At 58.6% G+C, this 25,738-nt stretch carries 23 protein-coding genes; 9 read left to right on the top strand and 14 right to left on the bottom strand.

The genetic code is table 11. The annotated features are described in order from the left end of the window. Positions 1-587: Rossmann-fold NAD(P)-binding domain-containing protein (locus GRPL_RS07650; RefSeq protein WP_032700016.1), on the top strand; the 587-nt coding region annotated here is incomplete at its 5' end. 116 nt (positions 588-703) lie between these two features. On the opposite strand, the gene cybB is transcribed toward GRPL_RS07650, so the two are convergent. Together cybB and GRPL_RS07640 are read right to left on the bottom strand one after the other, a co-directional pair. Beyond that, positions 704-1,240, bottom strand: a complete 537-nt coding sequence (gene cybB / locus GRPL_RS07645) for a cytochrome b561 (protein ID WP_032700018.1) — start codon at positions 1,238-1,240, stop codon at positions 704-706. 30 nt (positions 1,241-1,270) lie between these two features. Then, a complete protein-coding gene (locus tag GRPL_RS07640) occupies positions 1,271-1,960 on the bottom strand; it encodes a VIT1/CCC1 transporter family protein (RefSeq protein WP_032687936.1) in 690 nt (229 codons plus the stop codon). A 156-nt stretch (positions 1,961-2,116) separates the two neighbouring features. On the opposite strand from GRPL_RS07640, the gene GRPL_RS07635 reads away from it, so the two are divergent. Next, positions 2,117-3,025, top strand: a complete 909-nt coding sequence (locus GRPL_RS07635) for a cation diffusion facilitator family transporter (protein WP_032700020.1) — start codon at positions 2,117-2,119, stop codon at positions 3,023-3,025. 186 nt (positions 3,026-3,211) lie between these two features. Here the strand turns inward: GRPL_RS07635 and GRPL_RS07630 are convergent, their stop codons facing one another. From GRPL_RS07630 to GRPL_RS07620, 3 genes are all read right to left on the bottom strand, one after another. After that, complete coding sequence (locus tag GRPL_RS07630; protein ID WP_223306622.1) at positions 3,212-4,018, bottom strand: M14 family metallopeptidase; 807 nt, start codon at positions 4,016-4,018, stop codon at positions 3,212-3,214. A 390-nt stretch (positions 4,019-4,408) separates the two neighbouring features. Beyond that, positions 4,409-4,819, bottom strand: a complete 411-nt coding sequence (locus tag GRPL_RS07625) for a DUF2000 domain-containing protein (protein WP_032687940.1) — start codon at positions 4,817-4,819, stop codon at positions 4,409-4,411. A 54-nt stretch (positions 4,820-4,873) separates the two neighbouring features. Beyond that, positions 4,874-5,728: an AraC family transcriptional regulator gene (locus tag GRPL_RS07620; RefSeq protein ID WP_032696313.1), complete on the bottom strand. Its 855-nt coding sequence runs from the start codon at positions 5,726-5,728 to the stop codon at positions 4,874-4,876. A gap of 302 nt (positions 5,729-6,030) precedes the next feature. Between GRPL_RS07620 and GRPL_RS07615 the strand changes: the two genes are divergently transcribed. Then, positions 6,031-7,059 (top strand): LLM class flavin-dependent oxidoreductase, encoded by a 1,029-nt coding sequence (locus tag GRPL_RS07615; RefSeq protein WP_032687943.1) that lies wholly within the window; start codon positions 6,031-6,033, stop codon positions 7,057-7,059. Between the two features lie 69 nt (positions 7,060-7,128). Here the strand turns inward: GRPL_RS07615 and GRPL_RS07610 are convergent, their stop codons facing one another. Beyond that, complete coding sequence (locus tag GRPL_RS07610) at positions 7,129-7,464, bottom strand: gamma-glutamylcyclotransferase family protein (protein WP_032700024.1); 336 nt, start codon at positions 7,462-7,464, stop codon at positions 7,129-7,131. Between the two features lie 250 nt (positions 7,465-7,714). On the opposite strand from GRPL_RS07610, the gene gap reads away from it, so the two are divergent. After that, complete coding sequence (gene gap / locus GRPL_RS07605; protein WP_032687945.1) at positions 7,715-8,713, top strand: type I glyceraldehyde-3-phosphate dehydrogenase; 999 nt, start codon at positions 7,715-7,717, stop codon at positions 8,711-8,713. A gap of 66 nt (positions 8,714-8,779) precedes the next feature. Here the strand turns inward: gap and aldA are convergent, their stop codons facing one another. From aldA to GRPL_RS07565, 8 genes are all read right to left on the bottom strand, one after another. Beyond that, a complete protein-coding gene (gene aldA, locus GRPL_RS07600) occupies positions 8,780-10,219 on the bottom strand; it encodes an aldehyde dehydrogenase (protein ID WP_032700026.1) in 1,440 nt (479 codons plus the stop codon). A 198-nt stretch (positions 10,220-10,417) separates the two neighbouring features. After that, a complete protein-coding gene (locus GRPL_RS07595; RefSeq protein WP_032700027.1) occupies positions 10,418-11,218 on the bottom strand; it encodes a YdcF family protein in 801 nt (266 codons plus the stop codon). A 368-nt stretch (positions 11,219-11,586) separates the two neighbouring features. Continuing rightward, positions 11,587-13,023 (bottom strand): amino acid permease, encoded by a 1,437-nt coding sequence (locus GRPL_RS07590; RefSeq protein ID WP_032687948.1) that lies wholly within the window; start codon positions 13,021-13,023, stop codon positions 11,587-11,589. A 10-nt stretch (positions 13,024-13,033) separates the two neighbouring features. After that, the gene (astE, locus tag GRPL_RS07585; RefSeq protein WP_032696317.1) at positions 13,034-14,029 is read right to left on the bottom strand and encodes a succinylglutamate desuccinylase; all 996 of its coding nucleotides are present in this window, start codon (positions 14,027-14,029) and stop codon (positions 13,034-13,036) included. A 10-nt stretch (positions 14,030-14,039) separates the two neighbouring features. After that, positions 14,040-15,380 carry an N-succinylarginine dihydrolase gene (gene astB / locus GRPL_RS07580; RefSeq protein ID WP_032687950.1) on the bottom strand — a complete coding sequence of 447 codons (1,341 nt, stop codon included), beginning with the start codon at positions 15,378-15,380 and terminating at the stop codon, positions 14,040-14,042. Positions 15,381-15,402: 22 nt separating this feature from the next. Then, on the bottom strand, positions 15,403-16,869 hold the full coding sequence (astD, locus tag GRPL_RS07575; protein WP_032700028.1) for a succinylglutamate-semialdehyde dehydrogenase: 1,467 nt from the start codon (positions 16,867-16,869) through the stop codon (positions 15,403-15,405). Beyond that, positions 16,860-17,882, bottom strand: a complete 1,023-nt coding sequence (astA, locus tag GRPL_RS07570) for an arginine N-succinyltransferase (RefSeq protein WP_162180100.1) — start codon at positions 17,880-17,882, stop codon at positions 16,860-16,862. Before astA ends, astD begins: the two co-directional genes overlap by 10 nt. A gap of 17 nt (positions 17,883-17,899) precedes the next feature. After that, positions 17,900-19,105: a bifunctional succinylornithine transaminase/acetylornithine transaminase gene (locus tag GRPL_RS07565; protein WP_032687954.1), complete on the bottom strand. Its 1,206-nt coding sequence runs from the start codon at positions 19,103-19,105 to the stop codon at positions 17,900-17,902. A 528-nt stretch (positions 19,106-19,633) separates the two neighbouring features. Here GRPL_RS07565 and GRPL_RS07560 point away from each other — a divergent pair. From GRPL_RS07560 to GRPL_RS07540, 5 genes are all read left to right on the top strand, one after another. Continuing rightward, positions 19,634-20,908, top strand: coding sequence for a Glu/Leu/Phe/Val family dehydrogenase (locus GRPL_RS07560; protein ID WP_004861355.1), 1,275 nt, complete (start codon positions 19,634-19,636; stop codon positions 20,906-20,908). 250 nt (positions 20,909-21,158) lie between these two features. After that, on the top strand, positions 21,159-21,590 hold the full coding sequence (locus tag GRPL_RS07555; RefSeq protein ID WP_032687956.1) for a MarR family winged helix-turn-helix transcriptional regulator: 432 nt from the start codon (positions 21,159-21,161) through the stop codon (positions 21,588-21,590). Continuing rightward, positions 21,590-23,242, top strand: coding sequence for an MFS transporter (locus tag GRPL_RS07550; RefSeq protein WP_032687958.1), 1,653 nt, complete (start codon positions 21,590-21,592; stop codon positions 23,240-23,242). The genes GRPL_RS07555 and GRPL_RS07550 overlap by 1 nt, the downstream gene beginning before the upstream one ends. Positions 23,243-23,270: 28 nt before the next feature. Beyond that, positions 23,271-24,356, top strand: a complete 1,086-nt coding sequence (locus GRPL_RS07545; protein WP_032696322.1) for an HlyD family secretion protein — start codon at positions 23,271-23,273, stop codon at positions 24,354-24,356. Beyond that, positions 24,353-25,732 carry an efflux transporter outer membrane subunit gene (locus GRPL_RS07540; protein ID WP_032687960.1) on the top strand — a complete coding sequence of 460 codons (1,380 nt, stop codon included), beginning with the start codon at positions 24,353-24,355 and terminating at the stop codon, positions 25,730-25,732. The genes GRPL_RS07545 and GRPL_RS07540 overlap by 4 nt, the downstream gene beginning before the upstream one ends. Positions 25,733-25,738: the final 6 nt, after the last annotated feature.

The raw sequence follows: 25,738 nt of genomic DNA on the forward strand, positions 1-25,738 counted from the left end.
GAAAAACGTGGCACTGGAATGCCATCCGCCCTGGCGTAGTGGGTAGCGCGGTGGCGGGCAATACCATGAATCTCGCCCTGAGCATCGCCCTGTACGCCTCGCTGTGCCGGGCGTTGAATCTGCCGCTGCGTTTTCCCGGTTCACCACAGACCTGGCACAGCATCGTCGATTTCACGGATGCCGGATTGCTGGCAGAGGCGACCCTGTGGGCGGCAACCTCGCCCGTGGCGCAGAATCAGGCTTTCAATGTCAATAACGGTGACGTCTGGCGCTGGAGCGAACTATGGCCGCAGATCGCACGCTGGTTTGGGCTGGAGGTTGCCCCGCCGGTCAGGCTCTCCTTTCAGCAGTTATTTAAGGACTATCGCGCGCAATGGCGCGACCTTGCCGGGCAGCGGCTGGTGGAGCCGGAACTTTTACGGCTCAGCGACGGCAATTTTGCCGATTTCGTCTTTGGCTGGCATTACGACATGTTTGGCGATGGTAGCAAACTGCGTCGGGCGGGCTTCTCCCGAATGCAGGCAACCGACGAAATGTTTTTCAGTCTCTTCGCGCAGCTGAGAGAGGCACGCATTATCCCCCGATAGCGCGTGGCGCTGAAATACAAACCGGAACGCGCCGGCGTGTTCCGGAGAACGGTCTCCGGGGGAGGTTGCGCGCGACGCTCTCCCGGCATGACCCAGTGAGGGGGCAGATTACCGGCTCAGTCCCGATGTTTTCCTGGCATCATTCGGAGTAAGGTGTTGTCACGCCATATATAGTGGTGCATCAGGGCAGCCGCGGCATGCAAACCAACGATAAAATAACCGGTATTGGCCAGGAATTCATGAACGTCTTTCAGGCTGCTTTGCAGCAGACTGTTTTTCACTGCTGAAATCGGCATATTAATAAAAATAAAGCTCCATTCTTTTTGGCCAAAATAGAGCGACAGAACCCCCAGTGCCGGAAGGATAATAAAAAGGCAATATAAAATAAAATGCATCAACGAGGCGCTGAGTTTCTGCCACAGGGATAGCGCCGGGACCACCGGTGGTTGCGGAGAAAAAAGCCTGACGACCATTCTGACTAACATCAGAATAAATACGCTGACCCCACAACTGTAATGCGCGGTCGCCATCCAGTAACGACCTGGGGAATTTTTAGGGAAGATCCCCTTAAACTCCATCGCCGCGTAAGTGATGACGATGAGCAGCAACACCAGCCAGTGCAGCGCTATCTGACTCCCTGAATATTTTTTCAATTTTATGTTTCCTTATCGCTTAACGGTCATTCAGGCCATCGCCTGACCGGCGAGAGAACCGGCCCCCATGGATAAAGCCATAGCCATTGCGCTCCAGAACGTGATTCTTATTATTGCCTTCAACGGTGACGCATTCCCCGCAACCGAGGAGATATAGCCAAGAATGACCAGCGAAAAAAGGGTGGCGAGAATCACGAACGGAAAAACCCGCGTTGCCGGCGCTAGCCAGGCGATGATGACAGGCAGCAGCGCGCCGGCGGAAAAGCTAAACGCTGAAAATATCGCGGCCTGCAGCGGCTGCGCCGAATTGGTCTGCGTCAGCCCCAGCTCTTCCCGGGCATGAGCGTCCAGCGCATCCTTCGCCATAAGCTGTTCCGCGACCCGCTGCGCCAGGGCCGGCTCCAGTCCGCGCTGCCTGTACAGCGAAGCCAGTTCCTGCACCTCTTCCTCGTAATTTGCCGCCAGCTCTCTTTTTTCCTGACTGAGCGCCGCGTGTTCGCTATCCGCCTGCGATGAAACGGAAACATATTCGCCGGTTGCCATCGACATGGCGCCCGCAACCAGCCCGGCCACCCCGGCCAGTAAAATACCCGACGGCGAAGTGCCCGCCGCGGCGACCCCGAGAACCAGACTGGCGGTCGACACGATGCCATCATTCGCGCCCAGCACCGCCGCTCTCAGCCACCCTACTTTGCCGATACTGTGTCGTTCCAGATGCATAGTGGTTTTCCTTGTGATCAGGAAATGAGTCATCCTGGCATGACGGATATATATAAATCAGCTCACCCGTAACTTATTCTTTTATCATTAACCTTACATTAAGATTACGCCAGTATAATCCAGTGCCTGATGTTAATTATTTAAACGGACTGTTTTATGCGAAATGATAATGGGTATCATGAACGTTCAGCTATCGCACAAAAAAGCACATTAATCAGCGCCGCGGTTAATATTATCTTGTCATTCATGCAAATTCTTAGCGGTATATTTTCTGGCTCTCAGGGTTTAATTGCTGATGGTATTCATTCTCTTTCTGATTTAGTGGCAGATGCGGTGGTGCTGCTGGCAAATAAAAAAAGCCGTAAACCCTCGGACAACGATCACCATTACGGCCACTGGCGATACGAGAACGGCGCGTCATTGATTCTCGGAATGATGCTGGTTGCCGTGGGCGTCGGTATGCTGTGGTCGGCTGCCGGGAAATTGCTGCACCCTGAGTCACTCTCCGAGGTACATGTTACCGCGCTGTGGGTCGCGCTTACCGCTCTCGCGATCAAGGAAACGCTGTTCCGCTATATGCACAGGGTGGCGATCCGCCTCCAGTCCTCTCTGCTGATGGCCAATGCATGGCATGCCCGTTCTGATGCCGCTTCATCGGTGGTTGTCGCTATCGGTATTACCGGGACGCTGGCCGGCTACCCGTGGTTTGATCCGGCGGCGGCTTTGGTGGTCGGGCTGCTGATCCTGCGCATGGGCTACGCATTCGCGGCTGATGCGATGCACGATCTGATGGACCGCGCGGCGGATAGCGATAAAGAACATGAAATCAAAGCGCTGCTTCTGTCAACACCGGGGGTCGCCGGGCTTCATGATCTGAAAACGCGTAAAGCGGGAGATCTTATCCTTGTCGATGTGCATCTGGAGGTGCCGGAACATCTCTCCGTCCGCGATAGCCATGACATCGCCGTCGCGGCGCGGGAAAGAGTGTTGCAAACAAACGGCATTCTCAATGTCATGGTGCATATCGATCCCTTTTCAGCAAACGCGCCAAATCAGTGCCTGTAGTCCGCTGTTGGGTCTGCTCTTCGCTCGAGGCCGCCGCCGATGGCGCCAGAATGTGCATCGGCGTGATGAGAATGCGGCCAGGACATGGCCTGCGCATGCAGCATAAAACGCATTGTCGTTAGCCCAGGGGAAAGGATCGGCAAAACCTGGCGGGCAGAGCGGGCGATATCTGCCCGCTCCGATCACTCAGCGTGATAATGCAAATTCAATGGCCCGCCGGACGGTGACAACCTGCGCCCGGGTACACTCCTGCGGAGAAGTTTTCGCGCTATCGGGATAGACTTCGGTTGTGGTGGTAAACGGCGCGCCGGTTATGGTCGAGCACAGGTGCCAGGCATTATTGTCATACTCAACAATGCCATGACCGATGACCGGATAACCGAGCACGGTCTCCCCAGGCACCGACGGAGCAATGTGCGTCACCTGCGCAACCGCAGAAATCAACGCGCTCTGGAAATCCAGTCTTGAATTGCGCTCGTCGCTGACCAGATAGAAACCGTCAGGAATATTCTCCGGTTTATAGGCCACGCCGTCCCTGGCAGCCCGCGCGGGGCTGAACTCACTTTCGTCCGTATCGGTCGTTTCATGCAAATCAACGTGCACGGCGAAGCGGCCTTGCAGCGGCGAAATGAGCCTCATCAAGGCCTGGGACTCCTCCGCTGCGCCCTCGGGGAAAAATTGCCGGTTAGGGTCGACGGCATCGTAGTTCCAACGGGAAATACGCTCATAGGCCCAGGGGCTGACGCAGGGCGCCACCAGTAGATTGATTTTTCCCGCATACTCATCCTGATATTCAGTCAAAAACGTCAGGGCGCCCATCACGCCGCTGGTTTCATAACCGTGGACGCCGCCGGTAACGAGAGCCACCGGCAGAGTATCGTCCCAGTTTTTTGATTTTGCCGCCCTCAACGGATAAACATCATCGGCGTAACGCAATTCGCCATACTGAATGACATCGAAGCGCTGCTTCAGGCCATCAAGTACAGCGGACACATCGCGCTGATAGCTCCGGGATCGCCTCTGATTCTGCCGCCAGCGTTGTATTTCGACTGCTGTCCAGGGTTGCCCCGGGGTACCGATTGGATAAAACTGATTCAGGGTCATATTTCACTCAGAGAATAAAAGAGAGTATCGGGTGCGGGAAGAGAGGAATGCAGCGCAACTCCCGGAACCGTCGATGAAAACATGTCGGCAATCAGGCCGTTGGCCAATTGCGCCATCTCTGAATTAAAGCACAGATCGCCGCAAGGACAACAGCGACTGAAGGCAGGTCAATACGCGATTCCCGTCGAAGCAGGATGGTAGATGGGGGCGGACAGGGTTTCTGCCGCCCGAGGCGGCAGCGACCTGGGGCAATCCGCCCTCGTGGCAACGGCAGGCAAACTAACCGTGGAGGGAAAGTCCCTTGATCACCTTATCCACCATTTTTTTCGGGCCACGGATCCCGAGCCCGACCAGATCCAGATTCTCCGCATCGGCGCTGATAAACACCTCACGATTGGCCTCATCGTACCCGGTGGCAAACATGGCGTGAATGTAGGGAATAATGGTCACTTCCCGCTCAAGCGCTTTGCGATGCACAACCTGTAATTTTTCCAGCCCGCCCTCAAATATCAGCATGGGCTGGCCAGACATATTGCCATACTGCCGGCCCAGTGAATCGATATAGGGTTGGCCGAGGATCTCGGGAGCCGCAGAGGCAATCCCCGTCGCCAGAAACGCCACCACGTTCAGTCGCTGCCATGTCGCTAAATCATCGCGCACGATATAGGCAATCTTCGTGTCAAAGGTCATCAAAATACTCCTGTCTGTACCGCGAAAATATTATCTTCACGTAAGCCCGGGGCATCAGTATAGAACGTTTGAGCAGCGGCTCTGAAAGGCCACCGGTGAGATCCGGTAAGCGCGCCGGAACCAGCGACCCAGATGGCTCTGATCGGCAAAACCGGTCTCTGCCGCAACCTGCGACACCGCGAGGCCTCCGGCCAGCAGCCGTCGCGCGGTGCGCAGGCGCAGCCTGACCAGATAGGCATGGGGCGTCTGCCCGAAGGCCGCCTTGAATTGCCGGCTCAGGCGGAACCGGTCGATACCGCTGATCTCAGCCAGCTCATCGAGGCCGGTATTCCAGGCGAGATGGTCGTGCAGATACTCGCGGACCCGGTTCATCCTGACCAGTGAATCGGTCATCGCCGTCGCCGGCTTCACGGCAACGTGAGGAGTCAGATGCGCCACCAGACGATCGAGGCTCTCATCACACGCCAACCGACCTTCCCCATGATGAATGGCCGCAAACGCCTGCGAGATGGCCATGATCAAGTCGCGATCGTCGGTCAGCGTATGGCGAAAGGCGGCTTCCACCAGAGAAATATCGCCCATGCCGCGCTGACGCAGACTGTCGGACATCCAGCGCTGCGGGATGTAGAGCATGGCATAGGTGAATCCGCTGGGCTGCGGGGCGTGGCCATCATGCACGGCTCCCGGTTCGATAAGGATCGCTTTCCCCGGCGTACTGGTATGCACCGCGCGGTGACAGCTGAAGCGCTGTGAACCCTGTAAAGTGACCCCCAGCAGCAGCTCCTCGTGGTCGTGGCTGTCGTAAGCATGGCCTTTAAAGTGCGCGTTGACACTTTCAATACCCGTAGCGGCATCCCGGCGAAAGTCGACCCAATCGCCGGATGTCGCCGGCGGCGTTTTTTCTGACATCATCACACTCTGACAACGTTGACGGGACAATAAGCTTAACAGGGAACTGAGCGACGAATTGGCCTAAAATGCGCCACATATTATCGGGGTTCAGCGGCGCATCGCCCCAGCCGCTCTCTCCCGGACGGCGCTACCGGCGCCCCGTTTCAATCAATTTATTTGATGCATTATGTTAAACAAACGTTATTTATTCTCCTCAGGGAATACGTAAAGTAGTGATTATGCCAAACGAGAACCGGCCGGCTTCACCGAGGCCGGCACCCGTCTACTGAACATTCCCTGCAAACCAGGATAAAGACGTCATGAAAAAGATTGGATTTTTGTCATTCGGACACTGGACGCCATCGCCGCAGTCCGCTACCCGCTCTGCCGCTGACGCATTGCTGCAATCCATCGATCTGGCGGTGGCCGCTGAAGAGCTGGGCGCTGACGGCGCCTGGTTCAGAGTGCATCACTTTGCCCGTCAGCTCAGTTCGCCGTTTCCTCTGCTGGCGGCGATCGGCGCCAGAACCCGGCGTATTGAGATAGGTACCGGCGTTATCGATATGCGCTATGAAAACCCGCTGTACATGGCCGAAGATGCCGGCGCCGCGGACTTGATCTCCGGCGGACGCCTGCAGCTGGGTATCAGCCGGGGCTCCCCGGAGCAGGTGATCGACGGCTGGCGCTATTTCGGTTACGTCCCTGGCGAAGGGGAAAATGAATCCGATATGGCGCGCCGGCATTCTGAGGTGTTGCTGGACGTCCTGCGCGGCGAAGGCTTTGCGAAACCCAATCCGCAGCCGATGTTCCCGAACCCGCCGGGTCTGCTGCGCCCGGAACCCTATTCCGCAGGCCTGCGCGAGCGCATCTGGTGGGGCGCCGGTTCGAATGCAACGGCGGAGTGGGCCGCCAGACTGGGAATGAACCTGCAAAGCTCGACCTTAAAAGACGATGAAACCGGCGAACCGTTCCATATTCAGCAGGCGAAACAGATCCGGGCCTATCGCGACGCCTGGGCGCAAGCCGGGCATACGTGGACGCCGCGCGTCTCCGTTAGCCGCAGCATTTTTGCCCTGATGGACGATCGGGACCGGCGCTATTTTGGCTCCAGCCATGACGACAGCGATAAAGTCGGTTTCCTCGACGAGAAGACCCGCGCAATTTTCGGTCGCAGCTATGCCGCCGAACCGGACAAGCTGATTGCGCAGCTGCAGCAGGATGAGGCGATTGCCGAGGCGGATACGCTGCTACTGACCGTGCCAAACCAGCTCGGCGTCGATTACAACGTGCACGTCATCGAGTCCATCCTGCAACATGTTGCGCCGGCGATGGGCTGGCGCGACAAATAAGTTTGCCACGTCCACGCCCTGCCCGCCGCCGGGCGGAGCACATGGCCTGGAGCAGCCCGCCGGGATGCGTTATCGGCGGGCTGGCGGCTGAAGCTGATAGATCCACGCGGTCACGCTCTGCTCCTCTGCCATCGTCACCTCTACCGCCACCCGGTCGTAGCCCTCTTCGAACTCATCCAGCATCGGCCAGTGCGCGGCAAGTTTATCCGATATAAAGAGATAACCGTCGACCCGGGGCCCCTGTTTATCGAGGACGATACCCGGGAAATCGGCAGCGGCCCCCCAGCCGCGCGCATAAAACGTGCCGTGCACCCAACCCGGCAGCCACTCGCCGCCGATATTTTCCAGAATGGGGGCATTTTCATGGCCCGGACGCAGCGTGCCGTAAACAAATAAACGTTCCATGATTCCTCGTCGCAAAGTCACTCATGCCCGACGGGCGGTGAAAAGGTTCAAAATACGAGGGAACACCGCGCTTAGCAAGATACGGGAAACGCGACTAGCCCGCGGCAGAGAATACATTAATTTTTCTGTAGTGTTTTTCAACCGCTTAGCGGATGGCGAGACTTTCCGGGTTGCCGATTCGCCATGAGTAGAGTATGCCTGGAGTGTCTTATACCCTCAACCTCACTCACTATCCTATCGGAGGCTTTAGATGAGCAAACTAGGGATTAATGGCTTTGGTCGTATCGGACGTCTGGTATTACGCCGTTTACTGGAAGTGAACAGCCCGCTTGAAGTGGTGGCGATCAACGATCTTACCTCGCCGAAAGTGCTGGCCTATTTGTTAAAACATGATTCAAACTACGGGCCGTTCCCGTGGAGCGTTGATTTTACGGAAGATGCGCTCATCGTGAATGGCAAAAAAATTACCGTCTATGCCGAGAAAGAGGCCCGGCATATTCCGTGGACAGCGGTGGGTGCGGAACTGATTGTCGAGTGTACCGGCTTCTACACATCCACCGAGAAGGCGCAGGCGCATCTTGATGCCGGGGCGAAAAAAGTCCTGATCTCCGCCCCTGCCGGTGACATGAAAACCATCGTCTATAACGTCAACGACGATACCCTGACCGCCGATGACACCATCATTTCCGTCGCCTCCTGTACCACCAACTGCCTGGCGCCGATGGCCAAAGTCCTCAACGACGCTTTCGGCATTAAGCTCGGCACCATGACCACCATTCATGCCTACACCGGCACTCAGTCGCTGGTTGACGGCCCGCGGGGGAAAGATTTACGCGCCTCGCGCGCGGCGGCGGAAAACATCATCCCGCACACCACCGGGGCGGCGAAAGCCATCGGGCTGGTTATTCCAGCGCTCAGCGGCAAGCTGAAGGGTCACGCCCAGCGCGTGCCGACCAAAACCGGCTCAGTCACCGAACTGGTCTCCATCCTGGAGAAAAAAGTCACCGCCGATGAGGTCAATCAGGCGATGAAGAAAGCGGCGGAGAACAACGAATCCTTCGGCTACACCGAAGAAGAGATCGTCTCTTCCGACATTATCGGCAGCCATTTCGGCTCGATTTACGATGCCACCCAGCTTGAAGTCGCCGAAGCCGGCGACGTTCAGCTGGTCAAAACCGTTGCCTGGTACGATAACGAGTACGGTTTTGTCACCCAGCTAATCCGCGTGCTGGATAAATTTGCCCACTAGCCATCGCGGCGACGCAAAAAAGCGGATAGCCTGGCTATCCGCTTGTTGGTCAGCCGAAACCGGCGCTTAAGACTGCAAATAGACGACCTGGGTTTGCAGATACTCATTCAACCCATGACGACCGTCGGCACCGCCGATACCCGATTTTCGCCATCCGGCATGAAAGCCCTGCATCGCTTCAAAGTTCTCACGGTTAATGTAGGTTTCACCGAACTTCAGCCCCTTTATCGCCTTCATCGCCACGTTCAGATCCCGGGTATAGATCGAGGAGGTCAGGCCATAGTCGCTGTCATTGGCCATCGCCAGCGCTTCATCCAGGGTGTCAAACGCCACCACCGGCAGCACCGGGCCAAAGGTCTCTTCATGAATGATGTCCATCTCCTGACGCACGTCCAGCAGCAGAGTCGGCGGATAAAAATAGCCCTTCCCCGCTACCGCGTTGCCGCCCAGCGCCAGACGCGCCCCCTGCGCTAACGCCCTGGCCACTTTCTGTTCGACGCGTTCCCGCGCGGCGGCGTTGATCAACGGCCCCATGGCGATATCGTCGCGGGTAGCCGGGTCGCCAAACTGTACCGCCTTTAAGGCTTCGCCCAGGCGATTCACAAATCGATCGTAAATGCCTTTTTGCACGTAGACCCGCTCCACGCAGTTACATACCTGCCCGCTGTTAATGACCCGGGAATCCACCACCGCTTTTACCGCCAGCTCAAGGTCGGCATCATCCATCACGATAGCCGGCGCCTTACCGCCCAGTTCAAGGCACACTTTGGTGATGTTCTTCGCCGCGGCGGCCATAATCTTCTCGCCCGCGCCGACGCTGCCGGTCATACTGACCATCGCCACTTTGGCATTTGCCGCCAGCTCGTGACCAACGGTTTCGCCGCGGCCCAGCACCAGATTAAACACCCCTTTCGGCAGGCCGATGTCATCGACAATCTGCGCAAATGCGACGGCGTTGTTGGGGGTAAACTCGCTGGGTTTAATGACGATGGTGTTGCCGGTAATTAGCGCTGGCGCCAGCTTGCGGGCGATGAGGAAGAACGGGAAGTTCCACGGCAGAATTCCGGTGGTGACGCCCAGCGCGCGTTTGAAGACGAGGATATTTTCCCCTGGCCGATCGCTCTGGACGATTTCGCCTTCATAGCGACGCGCCCACTCGGCCATATAGTCAAGATAATCGGCGGTAAATGAGACCTCCACCGCCGCCAGCTGCTGGATTTTGCCCCCTTCCGCCACGATCAGCGCGGCAATCTCCTGCGCGCGCTGGCGAATGCCGGCGGCAATTTTCCGCAGCCAGCCCGCGCGCTCAATCGCCGGCAGCGCCTCCCAGGCCGGCTGCGCACGCTCTGCCGCCTCAATAGCCCGCCGGGCATCGTCAGCCGTACCATCGGGGATACGGGAAAGCAGCGCTTCCGTTGCCGGGTTGAGTACATCGATCCAGGCGTCGCCGCGCCCAACCACAAACTGACCATCAATATACATCGGGTGCTGAACGGGTGCTGTCATGGCCTGCTCCTGTAGATTTAGTGTTTTTAACAAGTAACTTATTTGTTAAAAATCTACCCACACGCAGCGCCAGAAGCAGACGGTCAGCATGATTTTGTGAAACAGCTCATGAAAACGCGCCGACATCACGGCGATAAAGTTACATATTGGCAACAAAAACTGCCCGTTTGCGAAAAACGCGCCGCAAACGGGCAACACTCATCCGGGAGCGCGGGCGTGCAGCGCTTCACCCAGCAGGTTGTCCTCACTCAACCGTTGTCCGGCTTCGAGGATCCGGGCGGGGATATCCACATGGACGATAAAATCTTTTCCGCGCGGGCCGTATCCCTGGGGGGCATCCAGCAACCGCGGCAGCTCTCCCAGAATCAGCGACAGATAGCGTCCGACCGGCCACAGCCCGGCAGAGTCACCGCGAAAAGCCAGCCCGTTCGCCGTATTGCCCAGCAGCGGCGCACAGCCCGGCGTACTGTACCACTGCGGCGCGACCGTCTCGTCCTGCCAGACGCGGGCAAAGGTCGCCATGGTCCGCCGCTGCATCGTCGGATCCTGGAGCACCACGCCGGCGCGGGGAGCGATTCCCGTCGCCGCCAGCATCTCGCGGGTAAAGCGCGCGTTCTCGCCGCAGTTGGTGGAACGATCCTCAACCACGATCCTGTCGCGGGGGATATGCCAGAAACGGTGGGCGATATCGGCGAGGATATGCGCCTCCGGGCGCCCGTCGACCGGCAGCGACCGATAGCGCGGCTCGTTGCGTATCGCGTCGTAAAGAAAGGCCGTGGAGTGGCCAACCCCGCCGCTAATCAGCAGCGGCACCCCGGCGTCAGCCGCCAGCCGACAGGCGGCGTCAATGGTCGGGATCACCGCGTTGCCCGCCAGCACCACAATATCCACCGCCGGCGTCGGCGCCTGCGCGGTAAAATCATCCAGCGCCAGCCACTGGCCGAGGCAGTTGGCCGCCGCCAGCGTGGCATCCGGCAGGGATGGAAACTGCTCACTCATACTCGCTCCTTTCGTGCCATCTCATCCGTCAAGGACGTCCGGCCATATCATAAACCGCCGCCCACGGTGGCGGCGAATAAACGGCAATACGTCACTAAAAAAGAACCCACAATAGCGAAAAACGCTGGCCTGCGCCCGAATCATGGCCGCAATGATGCCATTAACGCGCAGAGGCTCGCTAATAATCATGTTGGCCACGCGAAGATCGATAACAGGCGCGGAGGACGGTCGCGGGGGTATCTGGCAGGAACGGCGGGCTTGTCGACAGACGCCCTCTTCTGTGGCAGCAGACGGAATCCGATGCCTGCGGGCAGGTCATGATTGGCTAAGACCACGCCGACAGCAGACTCGCTGCTGTCGGCGTCAGGTCAGGCGTTCAGCTTCTCCAGCTGCGTTTGCCCTTCCCGCTTCTGTTTTATCTTCCAGAACAGCCACAGCGCCACAAACCACAGCGGCGTCGCCATCAGCGCTTTCAGCGTATCCGGATCGAAGATCATGATAAAAATCGAGAAGGCGAAAAACAGCAGGCTGATCCAGCTCATGACAACCCCCGCCGGCATCTTAAACATCGATTGCTGATGCAGATCCGGACGCTTGTGGCGGTACACCAGATAAGCCACCAGAATCATCCCCCAGCTGAATACCACCATAATCGCCGCCAGCGTCGAGACAATGGTGAACAGCGTCATCACGTTCGGCACCAGGAACAGCAGCAGCGTACCGCTGAGCATGCAGAAGCAGGAGAACAGCAGGCTACGCACCGGAATACGCGTGGTGCGCGACAAAATGCGGAACTGGCCGTGGGCATGTTTCTCTACCGACAGGCCGTACAGCATGCGGGTACTGGAGTAGACGCCGCTGTTGGCCGATGACATCGCCGAGGTCAGCGCGACAAAGTTAATCACCGCCGCCGCCGCAGGCAGTCCGGCATTAGCAAACAGCGTCACGAAGGGGCTGGCATCCGGCGAGACGCCAGGCCAGGAAGCCACGGCAATAATCACCACCATCGAGAGCAGATAAAAAATGATAATCCGCAGCGGCAGCGCGTTAATCGCCTTCGGTAAAATCTTCTGCGGGTCACGGGTTTCGGCGGTCATCGTTCCGAGCAGCTCAATTCCGGTAAAGGAGAAGATAGCTATCTGGAAACCGGCAAAGAAGCCGGTGACGCCATGCGGCATAAACACCGTCGGGTCGGTGATGTGGCTCAGCGAAGCTTTCACGCCATCAGGCGAGGTCCAGCCGGTCGCCACCATCCACGCGCCGGTGACGATCAGCGCAATAATCGTAATGACCTTGATCAGCGCAAACCAGAATTCGGCCTCGCCGAACATTTTGACCGACAGCAAATTGAACAGGAACAGAATGCCGAGGGTGCTGAGCGCCGGCATCCAGGCTGACATCTCCGGAAACCAGTACTGCATATAGCTGCCGCACACCACCACATCGGCGATGCAGGTCACCACCCAGCTCAGCCAGTAGGTCCAGCCTAAATAGAAGCTGGCCTGCGGACCGAGATAATCGCCGACGAAATCGGCGAAAGAACGGTAATCAAGCCGGGTGAGCAGCACCTCGCCCATAGCCCGCATCACCATATAGGTAAAAAACCCCACCAGTAGATAAATCACGAGGATTGACGTCCCCGCCACCGCAATATTTCTTCCCGCCCCCATGAACAGGCCGGTGCCGATAGCGCCGCCCAGCGCAATCATCTGAATGTGCCGGGCGCCAAGGCCGCGTTTGAGTTGCGACGGGCACTCCCCGTCGATGGCAGGATTCACCTGCCCCTCGCGTTGATGTTGAGTCATGTCGATTCCTTCAAGCAGGCAAAGAAAGGCATGGCGCGGCTGACTTCAGCAACAAACCGGCGCGTTGCCCGGTTGCCACTCCCGCATTCGGAAATAAGATGTACGGCGCGTGAGCCGGAACAACCCACGTTTTATCCGGCTGGCGGGCAATTTCATACCCGGCGGGCAGCGCGGTGAAGTTGTCAATTTTCGGGTCAAGGTTGAGCGTAAAATCGCTGTCGCTCTTGATGATGCTCTCCTGCACCAGAAAATAGTCCGCCGGCGCTTTGGCCCGCGCAGGTAGCGCAGCGTCGGCAATCAGCGCGCGCACCGTGGCGTCGGTCCCGGCAAACAGACGGAGGTCGTTTTCGCCAAAAGCCAGCACCTTGCCCAGCTCCAGGGTGGCACTTTGCGCGCCGAATTTTTCGCTGGTGTAGTGCGTAAAGGTGCCGCCCGGTTCGGTATGACGCACGATGGCATCCATATCGCTGGCCTGCAGCAGCGCGTAAAACCCGGCGTCATACTCGCCCTCGCGGGCCGGGAGCAGCGCAAACTGGCGGTAGCGCGAACCGCGTATCGCGGTATGCAAATCCAGATGCAGACGGCGCACCTGGCCCTGGCGATCCGCGGTCGCAAAGAAGGCCGCGACCGCCCCCTCCAGCTCCGCCGCACGCCGGGACTCATTCCCCGGCGCCACCGCGAGATGCCGCCCGCCGAACAGACGGTTCAGGTCATTATGTAAATAGCGGCGACCAGCGCGAATGGCCGGCAGATTGCCGAACACCAGCAGCAGCGCATGGCTGAGCGGCTGTTTACCCTCGCTCAGCGCCTGCATGATCTGCAGCAGGATCTCAATCGGCGCGGTTTCGTTGCCATGAATCCCCGCCGACACTACCGTAGCCTGCGTCCAGGGCGTCTGCGGCAGCAGTTGCAGCACGCCATCGGCTAACCAACTGGCCTCCATCGCCGCCGGAAAAGGCCAACTGCTCAGCTTGCAGTGGAGTAAATCATTGACTGTTTTTTCCATTCCCGGCCCCTTAGCGCTGGAAGTCATAGACCGAACCCAGACCTAAAATCTGCGTCAGTTCATCAAGGGCCTGGTAAACCTCGCTCAACAGCTGCGGGTCGCCGAGGTCGCTGGCATGCAGACGGTCGCGGTAATGTTTTTCAACCCAGCCGGTCAACTGCTGATAGCGTTCGTCATTCATCAGGCTACGTGGATTCACCGCCGCCAGTTCGTCATGATTCAGCACGACGCGCAGGCGCAGGCACGCCGGGCCGCCGCCGTTACGCATGCTTTCTCGCAGATCAAAGACCGCCACTTCGTTGATCGGCGAAGCGCCGCTGCTGACCAGTTCATTCAGGTACTGCCAGACATTACTGCGCTGGCGGCACTCTTCCGGCACCACGATCAGCATCGAGCCATCCGCTTTACTGAGCAGCTGACTGTTGAACAGATAGGAGGCCACGGTATCGTCGAGACTGACCTGCGCCTGGGGCACTTCGACGCTGGTAAACGGGATATCCAGCCGTGCGGTTTTCTCCCGCAGCGTGTCCAGCACCGCCTGCTGATTTAAAAAAGCATGCTGATGATGGAACAGCACGTGGCGGTTGCTGACCGAAATCACATCGTTATGGAACACGCCGTGGTCGATGGCCGCCGGATCCTGCTGGGCGAATACGGTATATTCCGGATTCAGCCGATGCAGCCGCGCAATCGCCTGGCTGGCTTCGAGGGTCTGGCGGGCCGGATATCTCGACGGCGCCACGCCGCCGCTGGCGCGCTTACCGTAGACAAAAAACTGTACCCCCTGGCGGCCATAGTCGGTGCAAAAGCGGTTATGGTTCGCCGCCCCTTCGTCGCCTAAATCGCCATGCTGCGCCAGCGCGTCGTGGTGGCTAAAACGGGTCTCATCGGCAAAGGTGGCGCGCAGAATCGACGCTGTGGTCGGCGCCTCCTGAGAACGATGCAGCTTGTTGTTCAGGTTGGCGACCGTGAAATGCAGCTTCCCGTCGGCGCTGTCGGCGGAAGGCGATACCGTGGCGGCGTTAGCGGTCCACATCGACGACGCAGAGCTAAATGCGGACAGCAGATGCGGCGCTTCGACTGCGGCCTGCTGAATCACCTGCGCATCGCTCCCCTGAAAACCCAGTCCGCGCAGAGCGGAAATATTCGGCCGCGGCTGCGGCGGTAAAATCCCCTGAACGAAGCCTTTATCGGCCAGGGTTTTCATTTTAAACAGCCCCTGCAGCGCCGCTTTCTTCGGGTTGGATAAGCCGTCGCGGTTGTTTTGCGAGGCTTCGTTGCCGACCGAGAGACCGGCGTAATGGTGCGTCGGCCCAACCAGGCCATCAAAATTAGCTTCAAAACCAGACATGGTGTCCTCACAGAATCCGTTATCAGAATGACAGGCCAGGCGAGAGGGTCGCCGGTAGCGTCAGCGTTTCGCTGACCAGGGAGGCCATTGGCCACGCGCAGTAATCGGCGGCATACCACGCCGAAGCGCGATGGTTGCCGGAAGCCCCCACGCCGCCAAAAGGCGCTTTACTGGAGGCGCCGGTCAGCGGCTTGTTCCAGTTAACGATCCCGGCGCGTGCCTCGTCGGCAAGCTGCGCAAACAGCGCCGGATCGGCGGAAATGAGCCCTGCGGCCAGCCCATAACGGGTGTGGTTAGCAATGCGGATCGCCTCATCAAAGGTGTCATAGCGGATCACGGTCAACAGCGGGCCGAAGTACTCTTCATCGGGAACATCCAGGCCGGTGACGTCGATAATGCCCGGCGTTAAGACCGTGGAGCGCGGGTCCGGCTGACGCAGGCGCAGCAGGATGTTGCCGCCCAGTTCTTCCAGTTTGTCCTGCGCCGCCAGCATCCCCTGCGCCGCCTGAAGCGAGATCACTCCGCCCATAAACGGCTGTGGTTCGGCGTCCCATTTTCCGCTGCGAATCTTCGCGCTGGCCTCAACCAGCCGCTGCAGCAGCGCATCGCCTTCGGCGCCGCGTTTGACCAGCAGCCGACGCGCGCAGGTGCAGCGCTGTCCGGCAGAGATAAAGGCGGATTGAATAATCACGTTCAGCGCCGCGTCGCTGTCGGTCACGTCGGCGACGATCAGCGCGTTGTTGCCGCCCATCTCCAGCGCCAGCATTTTCTCCGGCTGGCCGCTGAGGTAGCGATGGAAATGGAACCCGGTAGAAGCGCTGCCGGTAAACAGCACGCCGTCGATATCCCGGTTTTCCAGCAACGCCTGGCCGGTCTCTTTCCCCCCTTGAATCAGGTTGATAACGCCGTCCGGGATCCCGGCCTGCAGCCACAGCTGCACCGTCAGTTCGGCGGTGGCGGGGGTCAATTCGCTCGGCTTAAACACCACGGTATTCCCGGCAATCAGCGCCGGAATAATGTGTCCGTTCGGCAGGTGACCGGGGAAATTGTAGGGGCCGAAAACGGCCATCACGCCGTGCGGTTTGTGGCGCAGCAGCGCTTTACCGTCCGGCATCGCCGTTTCGCGCTGGCCGGTACGCTCGCTGTAGGCTTCAATCGAGATGCCCGCTTTGCCAATCATCGCCTGCACTTCGGTCCGGGTTTCCCACAGCGGCTTGCTGGTTTCCCGGGAGATAAGCGTCGCCAGCGCCTCTTTTTGCGCTTCCAGCAGGGCCGCAAATCGCTGAACGCAGGCGATGCGCTCCGCCAGCGGTCGGTGGGACCAGGCATAGAATGCCCCGCGCGCCGCCGCGCAGGCCGCCTGCACCTCCGCCGCACCGGCGCTGGCCGCCTGCCACAGGACGGATTGATCTTCCGGAGCCAGTTTGGTCAGCGTTGCGCCGCTCCCCTGCTGCCATTGCCCTGCGATTAACTGTGCATTTATCGCCATGATGTTCTTGCCTCCGGATGTAAAGTCACCGCATGAACCCGGTCGGTTTCATTCACCGCCAGTGCGTCCAGCGCGGCCTGATTAAGTTGCGGTTGATCGTCCGGCGATATCAATACCGCGCGGAACTGTTCGAACTGGTTGTTGGCGACGATAAGCGGCGTCGAGCGCTCCGTCATCAGCTGCATGGCCGGAATAAACTGGCTCTCGCTGATGGCCCTGATGGCGTCAGTTTCGGCTTCCAGTACCGGGCCGGCATCAAAAATGTCGACCGAACCGCGCCAGCTGAATCCCTCTTTCTCGAGAATCGCCCGCGCCGGCGAGGTATTGGCATGCACCTGGCCTATCGCTTCGCGGGCGTCATCCGGCAGCAGCGACACGTAAATCGGGTACGCCGGCATCAGTTCGGCAATAAAGGTTTTCATTCCCGTACCGGTCAGCCGGTCGGCATCGGCAAACGGAATGTCGAAAAAGTGATGGCCCAGCGCGTCCCAGAAGGGGGAATTGCCCTGCTCATCGCTACGTCCGCGCAATTCAGCAAACAGATGCGGTGAAAACAGCTCTCTGAAGGCGGCGATAAACAGGAAGCGCGCCTTCGACAAAAACAGACCATTACGGTTTTTCTGATATTCCGGGTCAAGGAACAGCGTGCACAGCTCGCTGTGTCCGGTATGGTCGTAGCTGAGGTTCAGCAACTCCTGATTTTTATATACCCCCAGCTCTTTCGAGGCGCGGACGGTACGCTGCAGGCGGAAATTATAAAACGGCTCATCGAGGCCCACGGCGACTTCAATGGCGCTGACCCCCACGACCCGCGCCAGGCGGGTATCTTCCAGTACAAAGAGGAAGCCCTGCTGGCCGCGCGGCAGCTTACCGGCAAAGGTCTCGACGCTGCGCTGGATCCGCGCGGCCAGCCGCGCGGGGTCGTTGGGTAACGAGGTCATGCCGACCCCCGCCCGCGACGCGAGGCGGATAATATCGTCGAGGTCATCTTGCCGAACGGGACGAAATAGCATCATAAACCGTCTCCCGATTAGCGCGTCAGGCGGGCGACGGCGCGTTCAAGGCGCACGAAAGCGTCCTCAATGTCCGCCAGCGGAATATTGAGCGCCGGTGCAAAGCGCAGAACATCGGGACCGGCAATCAGCGCAATGAGACCCTCTTCCGCTGCCAGATTGGTCAGGGTTTTGGCCTGGCCGCGCAGATGGCTGGCCAGCTCCGCGCCGATCAGCAGCCCCATACCGCGTACCGCACTAAAGAGATCGTAGCGGGCGTTCAGCGCATTCAGCTTCTCGACGATAAGGTCATGCCGCCGGGCGACGCCGGCCAGCAGCTGGTCATCCAGCTGTGCCAGAACGGTATTGGCGACCGTCGCCGCCAGCGGATTGCCGCCGAAGGTGGTGCCGTGGGTGCCTGGCTGGAAAACCTGAGCCCAGGCCTCTTTGGCCAGCATCGCCCCGATCGGGAAACCGCCGCCGAGTCCTTTAGCGCTGGTGAGAATATCCGGCACCACGTTGTAGTGCTGGTAGGCATACAGCGTGCCGGTACGTCCGGCGCCGGTCTGGACCTCGTCAAAAATCAGCGCCGCATCGTGCTGGTCGCACAGTTCGCGCAGCGCCTGCAGGAACGCCGGGTCGGCAGGCATCACGCCGCCTTCGCCGATAATCGGTTCGACGATCACCGCGCAGGTGCGGTCCGATATTGCCGCTTTGACCGCCGCGATATCGTTATAGGGCAGATGGGTAATATCCTGCGGCAGCGGCGCATAATCGCATGAGTATTTCGGCTGCCCGCCAACCGTCACGGTAAACAGCGTGCGGCCGTGGAAAGCGTTCTGGAAGGCGATGATTTCGCTTTTTTCGCCGCCGGACTTATCGTGGGCATATTTTCGCGCCAGTTTCAGCGCCGCTTCATTGGCTTCCGCCCCGGAGTTACAGAAGAACACCTTATCGGCAAAGGTCGACTCCACCAGCGTTTTCGCCAGCTGCAGCACCGGTTCATTGGTATAGCCGTTGCCGATATGCCAGAGGTTATCAAGCTGAGATTTCAGCGCCGCAACCAGCGCCGGATGGGTGTGCCCGAGAGAGTTAACGGCAATACCGCCCGCTAAATCGATATATTCTTTACCCTGCTGATCCCAGACTTTCGAGCCCGCCGCCTTCACTGGAATAAAGGGCGCAGGGGCAAAACAGGGAACCATGTAAGAATTAAAATCTTCACGAGTCATAGAGCCTGACATAACAATTCTCCGGAACGAATATTGGCATTATTCAGTGGGCCAATCATGGTGAGTCGACATTAACAATTCCCCGCTCCTTGTTTTACGGGCGAACGAGCCCGTTGCGATGAAGGTAAATTCACCACAATAAAACAAAGCCTTTTTATATTTATGGGTATTTGTTAACTTTCAGTTAATACCTTGTGTATTGCGTACCCTCATGCTGGGCCCTGTCGCGTAACAAAGTCAATACCGGAACTGTCATTTTATTCACTTTTTGAAGATCATCAAGATAATGATAAATATGAAAAAATTATTTTACCATTCACTAAAGTGCATAAAATATGCATACAAATGCACAACATGACCACGTTTTTCGGTGCGTAGTTATGCAATCAAAAAACCAAATTTCTAACAAAAATTTAAAATTCGGAATGCCCGTCAAATACCGGTTTATAAAATTGGTGATAACATTCATTGCACAGAGTTTACTGCTGTACCTATTCCACGGTTTCACACGACATAAATAACATTGAGAACAGGACTCTTATGGAAAAGTTATCTTACGCATCTGAAAGTAGTACATCTCCATGGACAACCTACCTGCGCCAGATCGACCGCGTCGCGCCTTATCTGGGCGATCTCGCCTACTGGGTGGAAACTCTGCGTCACCCCAAACGCGCGCTGATTGTCGACATTCCGGTGCAGATGGATGATGGCACCATCCGCCACTTTGAAGGTTACCGCGTACAGCACAATCTATCGCGTGGACCGGGTAAAGGTGGTGTTCGCTACCATCCAGACGTTGACCTGAACGAAGTGATGGCACTTTCTGCCTGGATGACCATTAAGTGCGCCGCGGTCAATATTCCTTACGGCGGCGCCAAAGGCGGCGTTCGCGTCGACCCGTTCAGCCTGTCAGAAGGCGAGCTGGAGCGTCTGACCCGCCGCTATACCAGCGAAATCGGTCTGATTATCGGGCCGCAGAAAGATATTCCGGCCCCGGACGTCGGTACCAACGGTAAAGTGATGGCGTGGATGATGGATACCTACTCCATGAACCATGGCACCACCATTACCGGCGTGGTGACCGGCAAGCCGATTCACCTCGGCGGTTCGCTGGGACGTGAAAAAGCGACCGGGCGCGGCGTCTTTATTACCGGCCGTGAAGTCGCCGGTCGTTCCGGAATTGAAATTGAAGGCGCGAAAGTGGCGCTGCAAGGTTTCGGTAACGTCGGTAGCGAAGCCGCACGTCTGTTCGCTGAAGTGGGCGCGCGGATCGTGGTGATTCAGGACCACACCGCCACCCTGTATAACGAAGGGGGCATCGATATGGCCGCCCTGACCGCATGGCAGGCTGAGAAGAAACAGATTGCCGGTTTCCCGGGCGCCCGTGAAATCGACAAAGATGCCTTCTGGACCACCCAGATGGACATTCTGATCCCTGCCGCGCTGGAGGGCCAGATCACTCGCGAGCGCGCGGAAAAACTGACCTGTAAGCTGGTGCTGGAAGGAGCGAACGGCCCGACCTATCCGGAAGCGGATGATGTCCTTGCCGAACGCGGCGTCGTCGTGGTTCCTGACGTTATCTGTAACGCCGGCGGCGTGACCGTCAGCTACTTCGAATGGGTCCAGGACATGGCGAGCTTCTTCTGGAGCGAAGAAGAGATCAACGCCAAGATGGACCGCATCATGACTGACGCGATCATTCACGTTTGCGAGAAGGCCGCGGACAAAGAGTGCTCTCTGCGTACCGCAGCCTATATCGTCGCCTGTGAACGCATTCTGATGGCGCGTAAAGATCGCGGTATCTATCCAGGTTAAGGATGCCGCAATCACCGCCCGGGCTATAGCCCGGGCTTTTTTTTTGCCCGCGCCCGGGCATGCCACCAGCCGCGCCCTTTCCCGGTCCGTGCCTCCCCCTCCCTGCGTGTCTGGTTGTGACGTCTCCCCCCCTGATAAGCGCAGGTAGTGTTAACAACTTTTTAGCATCTGCCCTTGAATTTGGTTTTCCATCAGGAATAGAATCGTTAGAGCTCTAATGATTTTGTCAGGATCGGATACGAAGAAGACTATGGATAACCGCCAGCTTACCTTTTCCCATTTGCTGTATCTCACGGCCCACCACTGGCGGCTGGCGGTCAATCGCCGCCTGAAAGACCTCGGAATGAGTCAGGCCAGCTGGGTCGCGGTGGCGGCCATTGCCCGCAACGCCGAGCCGCTGTCGCAAATTGAGCTGGCCCAGGAACTCGGCGTGGAAAGCGCCACCATCGTTCCACTGGTCAATCGCCTTGTCGGGCTGGGGCTGGTCGAGCGGGTTATCACCGAGCGCGATAAACGCAAACGGCTGCTGGTCGCCACCGAGAAGGGGCTTGAGGTCTATCAACAGGTCAAAACCGTGGCCGACGCCCTGCGCGAAGAGATCCTCAGTTCCATCAGCGCCGAGGAGCGCGAGCACACTCAGCGGGTGCTGGAAAAACTGCTGCGCGAGCTGGAGAAAAAATAATGCCGCGCCGCGAGAGTAATCCCTATCGCCCTCATGACTGGGCGCCGCATGAGAAACCCGCGCTGCTCGGCTCGCCGTCCACGCCGATTCACAGTCCTCCGAAACGCATCGCCTATGGCATCGTCGGGCTGCTGGTGTGCCTGACCGGCGCGCTGGGTAATGCGGTCGTGACCGCCAACCTGCAAAACCTGCAGGGGACCTTTGCCGCATGGTCCACCGAAATCGCCTGGCTGCCCGCAGTGTACGTGATGACCAACGTGTCGATTAACCTGCTGCTGGTGAAATTCCGCCAGCAGTTTGGCCTGCGCGCCTTTACCGAAGGCTTCCTCGTGCTCTATGTGCTGGTGACCTTTTTCCACCTCTTCGTCAACGATCTCAGCTCGGCGATGATGGTCCGCGCCGCCCACGGCATGGTGGCGGCAGCGCTCAGTTCTTTGGGTATCTATTATCAGGTGCAGGCGTGGCCCGCTCGCCATCGTTTGAAAGCGTTGACGATTGGTATTACCGGCTCTTCTCTGGCGATCCCCATTGCCCGCCTGTTCTCCACCGAACTGTTACAGCTTGACGAATGGCGCGGACTCTACTTCTTCGAACTGGGGCTGGCGCTGATCTCCCTTGCCTGCGTTATCGTGCTCAAACTGCCGCCCAGCGATCGGAAAAAGGTGTTCGAGAAAAAGGATTTCATTACCTTCATGTTGCTGGCGCCTGGGATGGCGCTGGTCTGCGCGGTCCTGTCGCTTGGCCGTCTCGACTGGTGGTTTGAAGCCCCGTGGATTGGCTGGTCGCTGGCGGGCGCGGTGGTGTTAATTGTCTCGGCCATTGTTTTTGAGCACAACCGCAGCAACCCGCTGCTCAATACGCATTGGCTTTCCAGCGGCAGTATCCTGCGCCTGGGGTTGATTATGCTGCTTATTCGCATCGTCCTGGCGGAGCAAAATACCGGGGTTATCGGCTGGCTACAGTATGCGGGGCTGCAAAACGAACAGATGGGCACCCTGGCCTGGTCGATTTTCGCCGGCATCCTCAGCGGGATTGTCGCCAGCTGTCTGACCCTCAATCCGCAGCGGCTCTACTGGCCGATCGCCACCGCGCTGGCCTGCATTATGATAGCCTCGCTGCTCGACAGTCAGTCCACCATCCTGACTCGCCCGGAGCAGCTGATGTTCAGCCAGTTCTTACTCGGCTTCGGCAGCGCCTTTTTCCTCGCTCCGGCGATGCTCGCCGGGATCGGCGGCGTCATTGCCGACCCGCGCAACCTGGTCAGTTTTTCGGTGCTGTTTGGCATGAGCCAGAATATCGGCGGCCTGCTGGGTTCGGCTATTCTCGGCACCTTCCAGACCTGGCGTGAGAAGTTCCACTCCAGTCAGTTGGCCGATCAGCTCACCACCCTGAACCCGTTAATTACCGAGCGCCTGCAGCAGTACAGCCAGCTGTACCAAAGCCAGATTGGCGACAGCACCCTGCTGAACGTGCAGGCCAGCACGCTACTGCAAAACGCCGCGACGCTGCAGGCCAATATTCTTGCCTACAATGACACCTATCTTCTGACCGCGGCGATTTCCGCCGGGACGCTGATCTGGGTGTTCTGGCGGTTGATAAGACTGCGTGTTACCGCCCGTATCGCGCTGAAACGCGCGACGGGCAGCAAATAACATTGATAATTTTTACTCTGGAGTCGTTATGAGTCAGCAGGATGCGGCCAGGCAACAGGCCAACACCCGCAATAATATCCGCGTGGTATCTATTTTTACCGCCGCCGCCATCGGCCTTATCGGCGTACTGGCGATTTTGTACGCCTGGCAACTGCCGCCGTTTACCCGGCACAGTCAGTTCACCGATAACGCCTATGTGCGCGGACAGACCACCTTTATCAGTCCGCAGGTCAGTGGCTATGTCACCGCCGTCAACGTGCAGGATTTTGATAATGTCAAACCGGGACAGGTGCTGTTCCAGATTGATGACCGTATCTATAAACAGCGCGTTCACCAGGCGCAGGCGACGCTGGCGATGAAACAGGCGGCGCTGAAAAATAACCTGCAGCAGCGCAAAAGTGCCGAGGCGGTCATTCAGCGTAACGAAGCGGCGCTGCAAAACGCCCGCGCGCAGAACCAGAAAAACCAGGCGGATTTAAAACGCGTGCAGGATTTGACCGCCGACGGTTCACTGTCCATTCGCGAACGCGATTCTGCCCGGGCCAGCGCGGCGCAAGGTTCCGCCGATATCGAACAGGCAAAAGCAACGCTGGAAATGTCGCGCCAGGATCTGCAATCAACCATCGTAAACCGCGATGCGCTGGCCGCCGACGTCGCCAGCGCCGGCGCGGCGCTGGAGCTGGCGGAAATCGATCTGAACAACACGCGCATTGTCGCCCCCACCGCCGGTCAGCTCGGACAAATATCCGTGCGCCTCGGCGCCTACGTTAGCGCCGGTACCCACTTAACCTCGCTGGTGCCGCCGCAGCATTGGGTGATCGCCAATATGAAAGAGACCCAGCTGGCACAAATTCGCATCGGCCAGCCCACCACCTTTAGCGTTGATGCGCTGAACGGTGAAACATTCAGCGGTACCGTACAGAGCATCTCGCCGGCGACCGGCGTTGAGTTCAGCGCCATCTCCCCGGATAACGCCACCGGCAACTTCGTCAAAATCGCCCAGCGCATTCCGGTACGCATTGCCGTGAATGACGGACAGAAGAACAGTTCGCGACTGCGCCCGGGAATGTCGGTGCAGGTCACCATCGATACACGCGAGGGAGCGCAGCCATGATCCGCCCGCTGACTCTCGCGCTGGCCCTGGTCCTGATCGGCTGTCAATCGGCGGACGTTCAGCGGGCCGGGCCGTCATTACAGATTCCGGCCGCCTGGCGTGCCGCTGTCGGGCCGACCAGCCCGGTGGAAGGCGTATGGTGGCGCAACTTTCACGACAGCCAGCTCAATCGCTATGTCGACCAGGCGCTACGCTACAACAGCGATGTCCTGATCGCCCGTGAACGGGTCAATGAGTATCAGGCCCGGGCCTACGCCGCCGACAGCACCCTCTTTCCAGCGCTGGATGCCTCATTGACCGGCTCCCGCGCGCGGGCGCAGTCCGCCGCAACCGGCCTGCCCGTGCACAGCACGGTCTACAAAGGCGGATTAACCGCCAGCTATGATGTGGATATCTGGGGCGCCAACCGCAGCGCGGCCAGCGCCGCGCAGGCGAGTCTGGAGGCGCAAAAAGCCGCCGCCGCCGCCGCCGATCTCACCGTCGCCACTTCGGTGGCCGCGGGGTATCTGACGCTGCTCTCGCTGGATGAACAGCTGCGGGTCACCCGGCAGACGCTGAAATCGCGCCAGGACGCGTACAACCTGGCTAAACGTCAGTTTGAGACCGGCTATACTTCGCGCCTGGAGCTGATGCAGGCAGATTCCGAACTGCGTTCAACGCGCTCGCAGATCCCGCCGCTTCAGCATCAGATAGCTCAGCAAGAGAACGCCCTGAGCGTCCTGACCGGCAGCAACCCTGGCAGCATTCAGCGTCAGGATTTCGCCCGACTGACGCCGCTCGCACTGCCGTCCCAGCTGCCCTCCACGCTGCTGAACCGCCGTCCGGATATCGTTCAGGCCCAGCGGCAGCTGATTGCCGCCGATGCCACGCTCGCCTCATCGCAGGCGCAGCTCCTGCCGTCGATCAATTTGACCGCCACCGGTAGCCTGCAGGATCGGACGCTGCCGGACCTGCTCGATAACCCGCTGCGGCTGTGGAGCCTTGGCGGCAGTATTCTCGCCCCGTTGCTCAACCGCCAGGCGCTCAATGCGCAGGTGGATGTGTCGATGGCGCAGCGCAACCAGGCGCTGTACGGTTACGAGAAGACGGTGCGCGGCGCGTTTCAGGAAGTGAATGACAGTCTTGATGCCATCGCCCGCTATGGCGAGCAGTTAAATGAACTCCTCAGTCAACAGGAGGTGGCGCAGGAAACCTTGCGCATTGCGCAGAATCGCTACCGTAACGGTTACTCCTCCTATCTTGACGTACTGGACGCCCAGCGCACGCTGTTCGCTACGCAGATTAGCGTTGTGCAGGTGAAAAACAATCTGCTGCTGGCGCAGGTGGACTTATACCGGTCGCTGGGAGGCGGCTGGTCTGACTCATCAGGGACGTAACGCGGG

Origin of the sequence: Klebsiella planticola ATCC 33531, from assembly GCF_000735435.1 — a bacterium.
GTDB classification, from domain to species: domain Bacteria; phylum Pseudomonadota; class Gammaproteobacteria; order Enterobacterales; family Enterobacteriaceae; genus Klebsiella; species Klebsiella planticola.

Coding starts and splice junctions, on each gene's coding strand:
- GRPL_RS07640 (WP_032687936.1), bottom strand. CDS start 1,960: ATGCATCTGGAACGACACAGTATCGGCAAAGTAGGGTGGCTGAGAGCG.
- GRPL_RS07635 (WP_032700020.1), top strand. CDS start 2,117: ATGCGAAATGATAATGGGTATCATGAACGTTCAGCTATCGCACAAAAA.
- GRPL_RS07625 (WP_032687940.1), bottom strand. CDS start 4,819: ATGACCTTTGACACGAAGATTGCCTATATCGTGCGCGATGATTTAGCG.
- GRPL_RS07620 (WP_032696313.1), bottom strand. CDS start 5,728: ATGTCAGAAAAAACGCCGCCGGCGACATCCGGCGATTGGGTCGACTTT.
- GRPL_RS07615 (WP_032687943.1), top strand. CDS start 6,031: ATGAAAAAGATTGGATTTTTGTCATTCGGACACTGGACGCCATCGCCG.
- GRPL_RS07610 (WP_032700024.1), bottom strand. CDS start 7,464: ATGGAACGTTTATTTGTTTACGGCACGCTGCGTCCGGGCCATGAAAAT.
- gap (WP_032687945.1), top strand. CDS start 7,715: ATGAGCAAACTAGGGATTAATGGCTTTGGTCGTATCGGACGTCTGGTA.
- aldA (WP_032700026.1), bottom strand. CDS start 10,219: ATGACAGCACCCGTTCAGCACCCGATGTATATTGATGGTCAGTTTGTG.
- GRPL_RS07595 (WP_032700027.1), bottom strand. CDS start 11,218: ATGAGTGAGCAGTTTCCATCCCTGCCGGATGCCACGCTGGCGGCGGCC.
- GRPL_RS07590 (WP_032687948.1), bottom strand. CDS start 13,023: ATGACTCAACATCAACGCGAGGGGCAGGTGAATCCTGCCATCGACGGG.
- astE (WP_032696317.1), bottom strand. CDS start 14,029: ATGGAAAAAACAGTCAATGATTTACTCCACTGCAAGCTGAGCAGTTGG.
- astB (WP_032687950.1), bottom strand. CDS start 15,380: ATGTCTGGTTTTGAAGCTAATTTTGATGGCCTGGTTGGGCCGACGCAC.
- astD (WP_032700028.1), bottom strand. CDS start 16,869: ATGGCGATAAATGCACAGTTAATCGCAGGGCAATGGCAGCAGGGGAGC.
- astA (WP_162180100.1), bottom strand. CDS start 17,882: ATGCTATTTCGTCCCGTTCGGCAAGATGACCTCGACGATATTATCCGC.
- GRPL_RS07565 (WP_032687954.1), bottom strand. CDS start 19,105: ATGTCAGGCTCTATGACTCGTGAAGATTTTAATTCTTACATGGTTCCC.
- GRPL_RS07560 (WP_004861355.1), top strand. CDS start 19,634: ATGGAAAAGTTATCTTACGCATCTGAAAGTAGTACATCTCCATGGACA.
- GRPL_RS07555 (WP_032687956.1), top strand. CDS start 21,159: ATGGATAACCGCCAGCTTACCTTTTCCCATTTGCTGTATCTCACGGCC.
- GRPL_RS07550 (WP_032687958.1), top strand. CDS start 21,590: ATGCCGCGCCGCGAGAGTAATCCCTATCGCCCTCATGACTGGGCGCCG.
- GRPL_RS07545 (WP_032696322.1), top strand. CDS start 23,271: ATGAGTCAGCAGGATGCGGCCAGGCAACAGGCCAACACCCGCAATAAT.
- GRPL_RS07540 (WP_032687960.1), top strand. CDS start 24,353: ATGATCCGCCCGCTGACTCTCGCGCTGGCCCTGGTCCTGATCGGCTGT.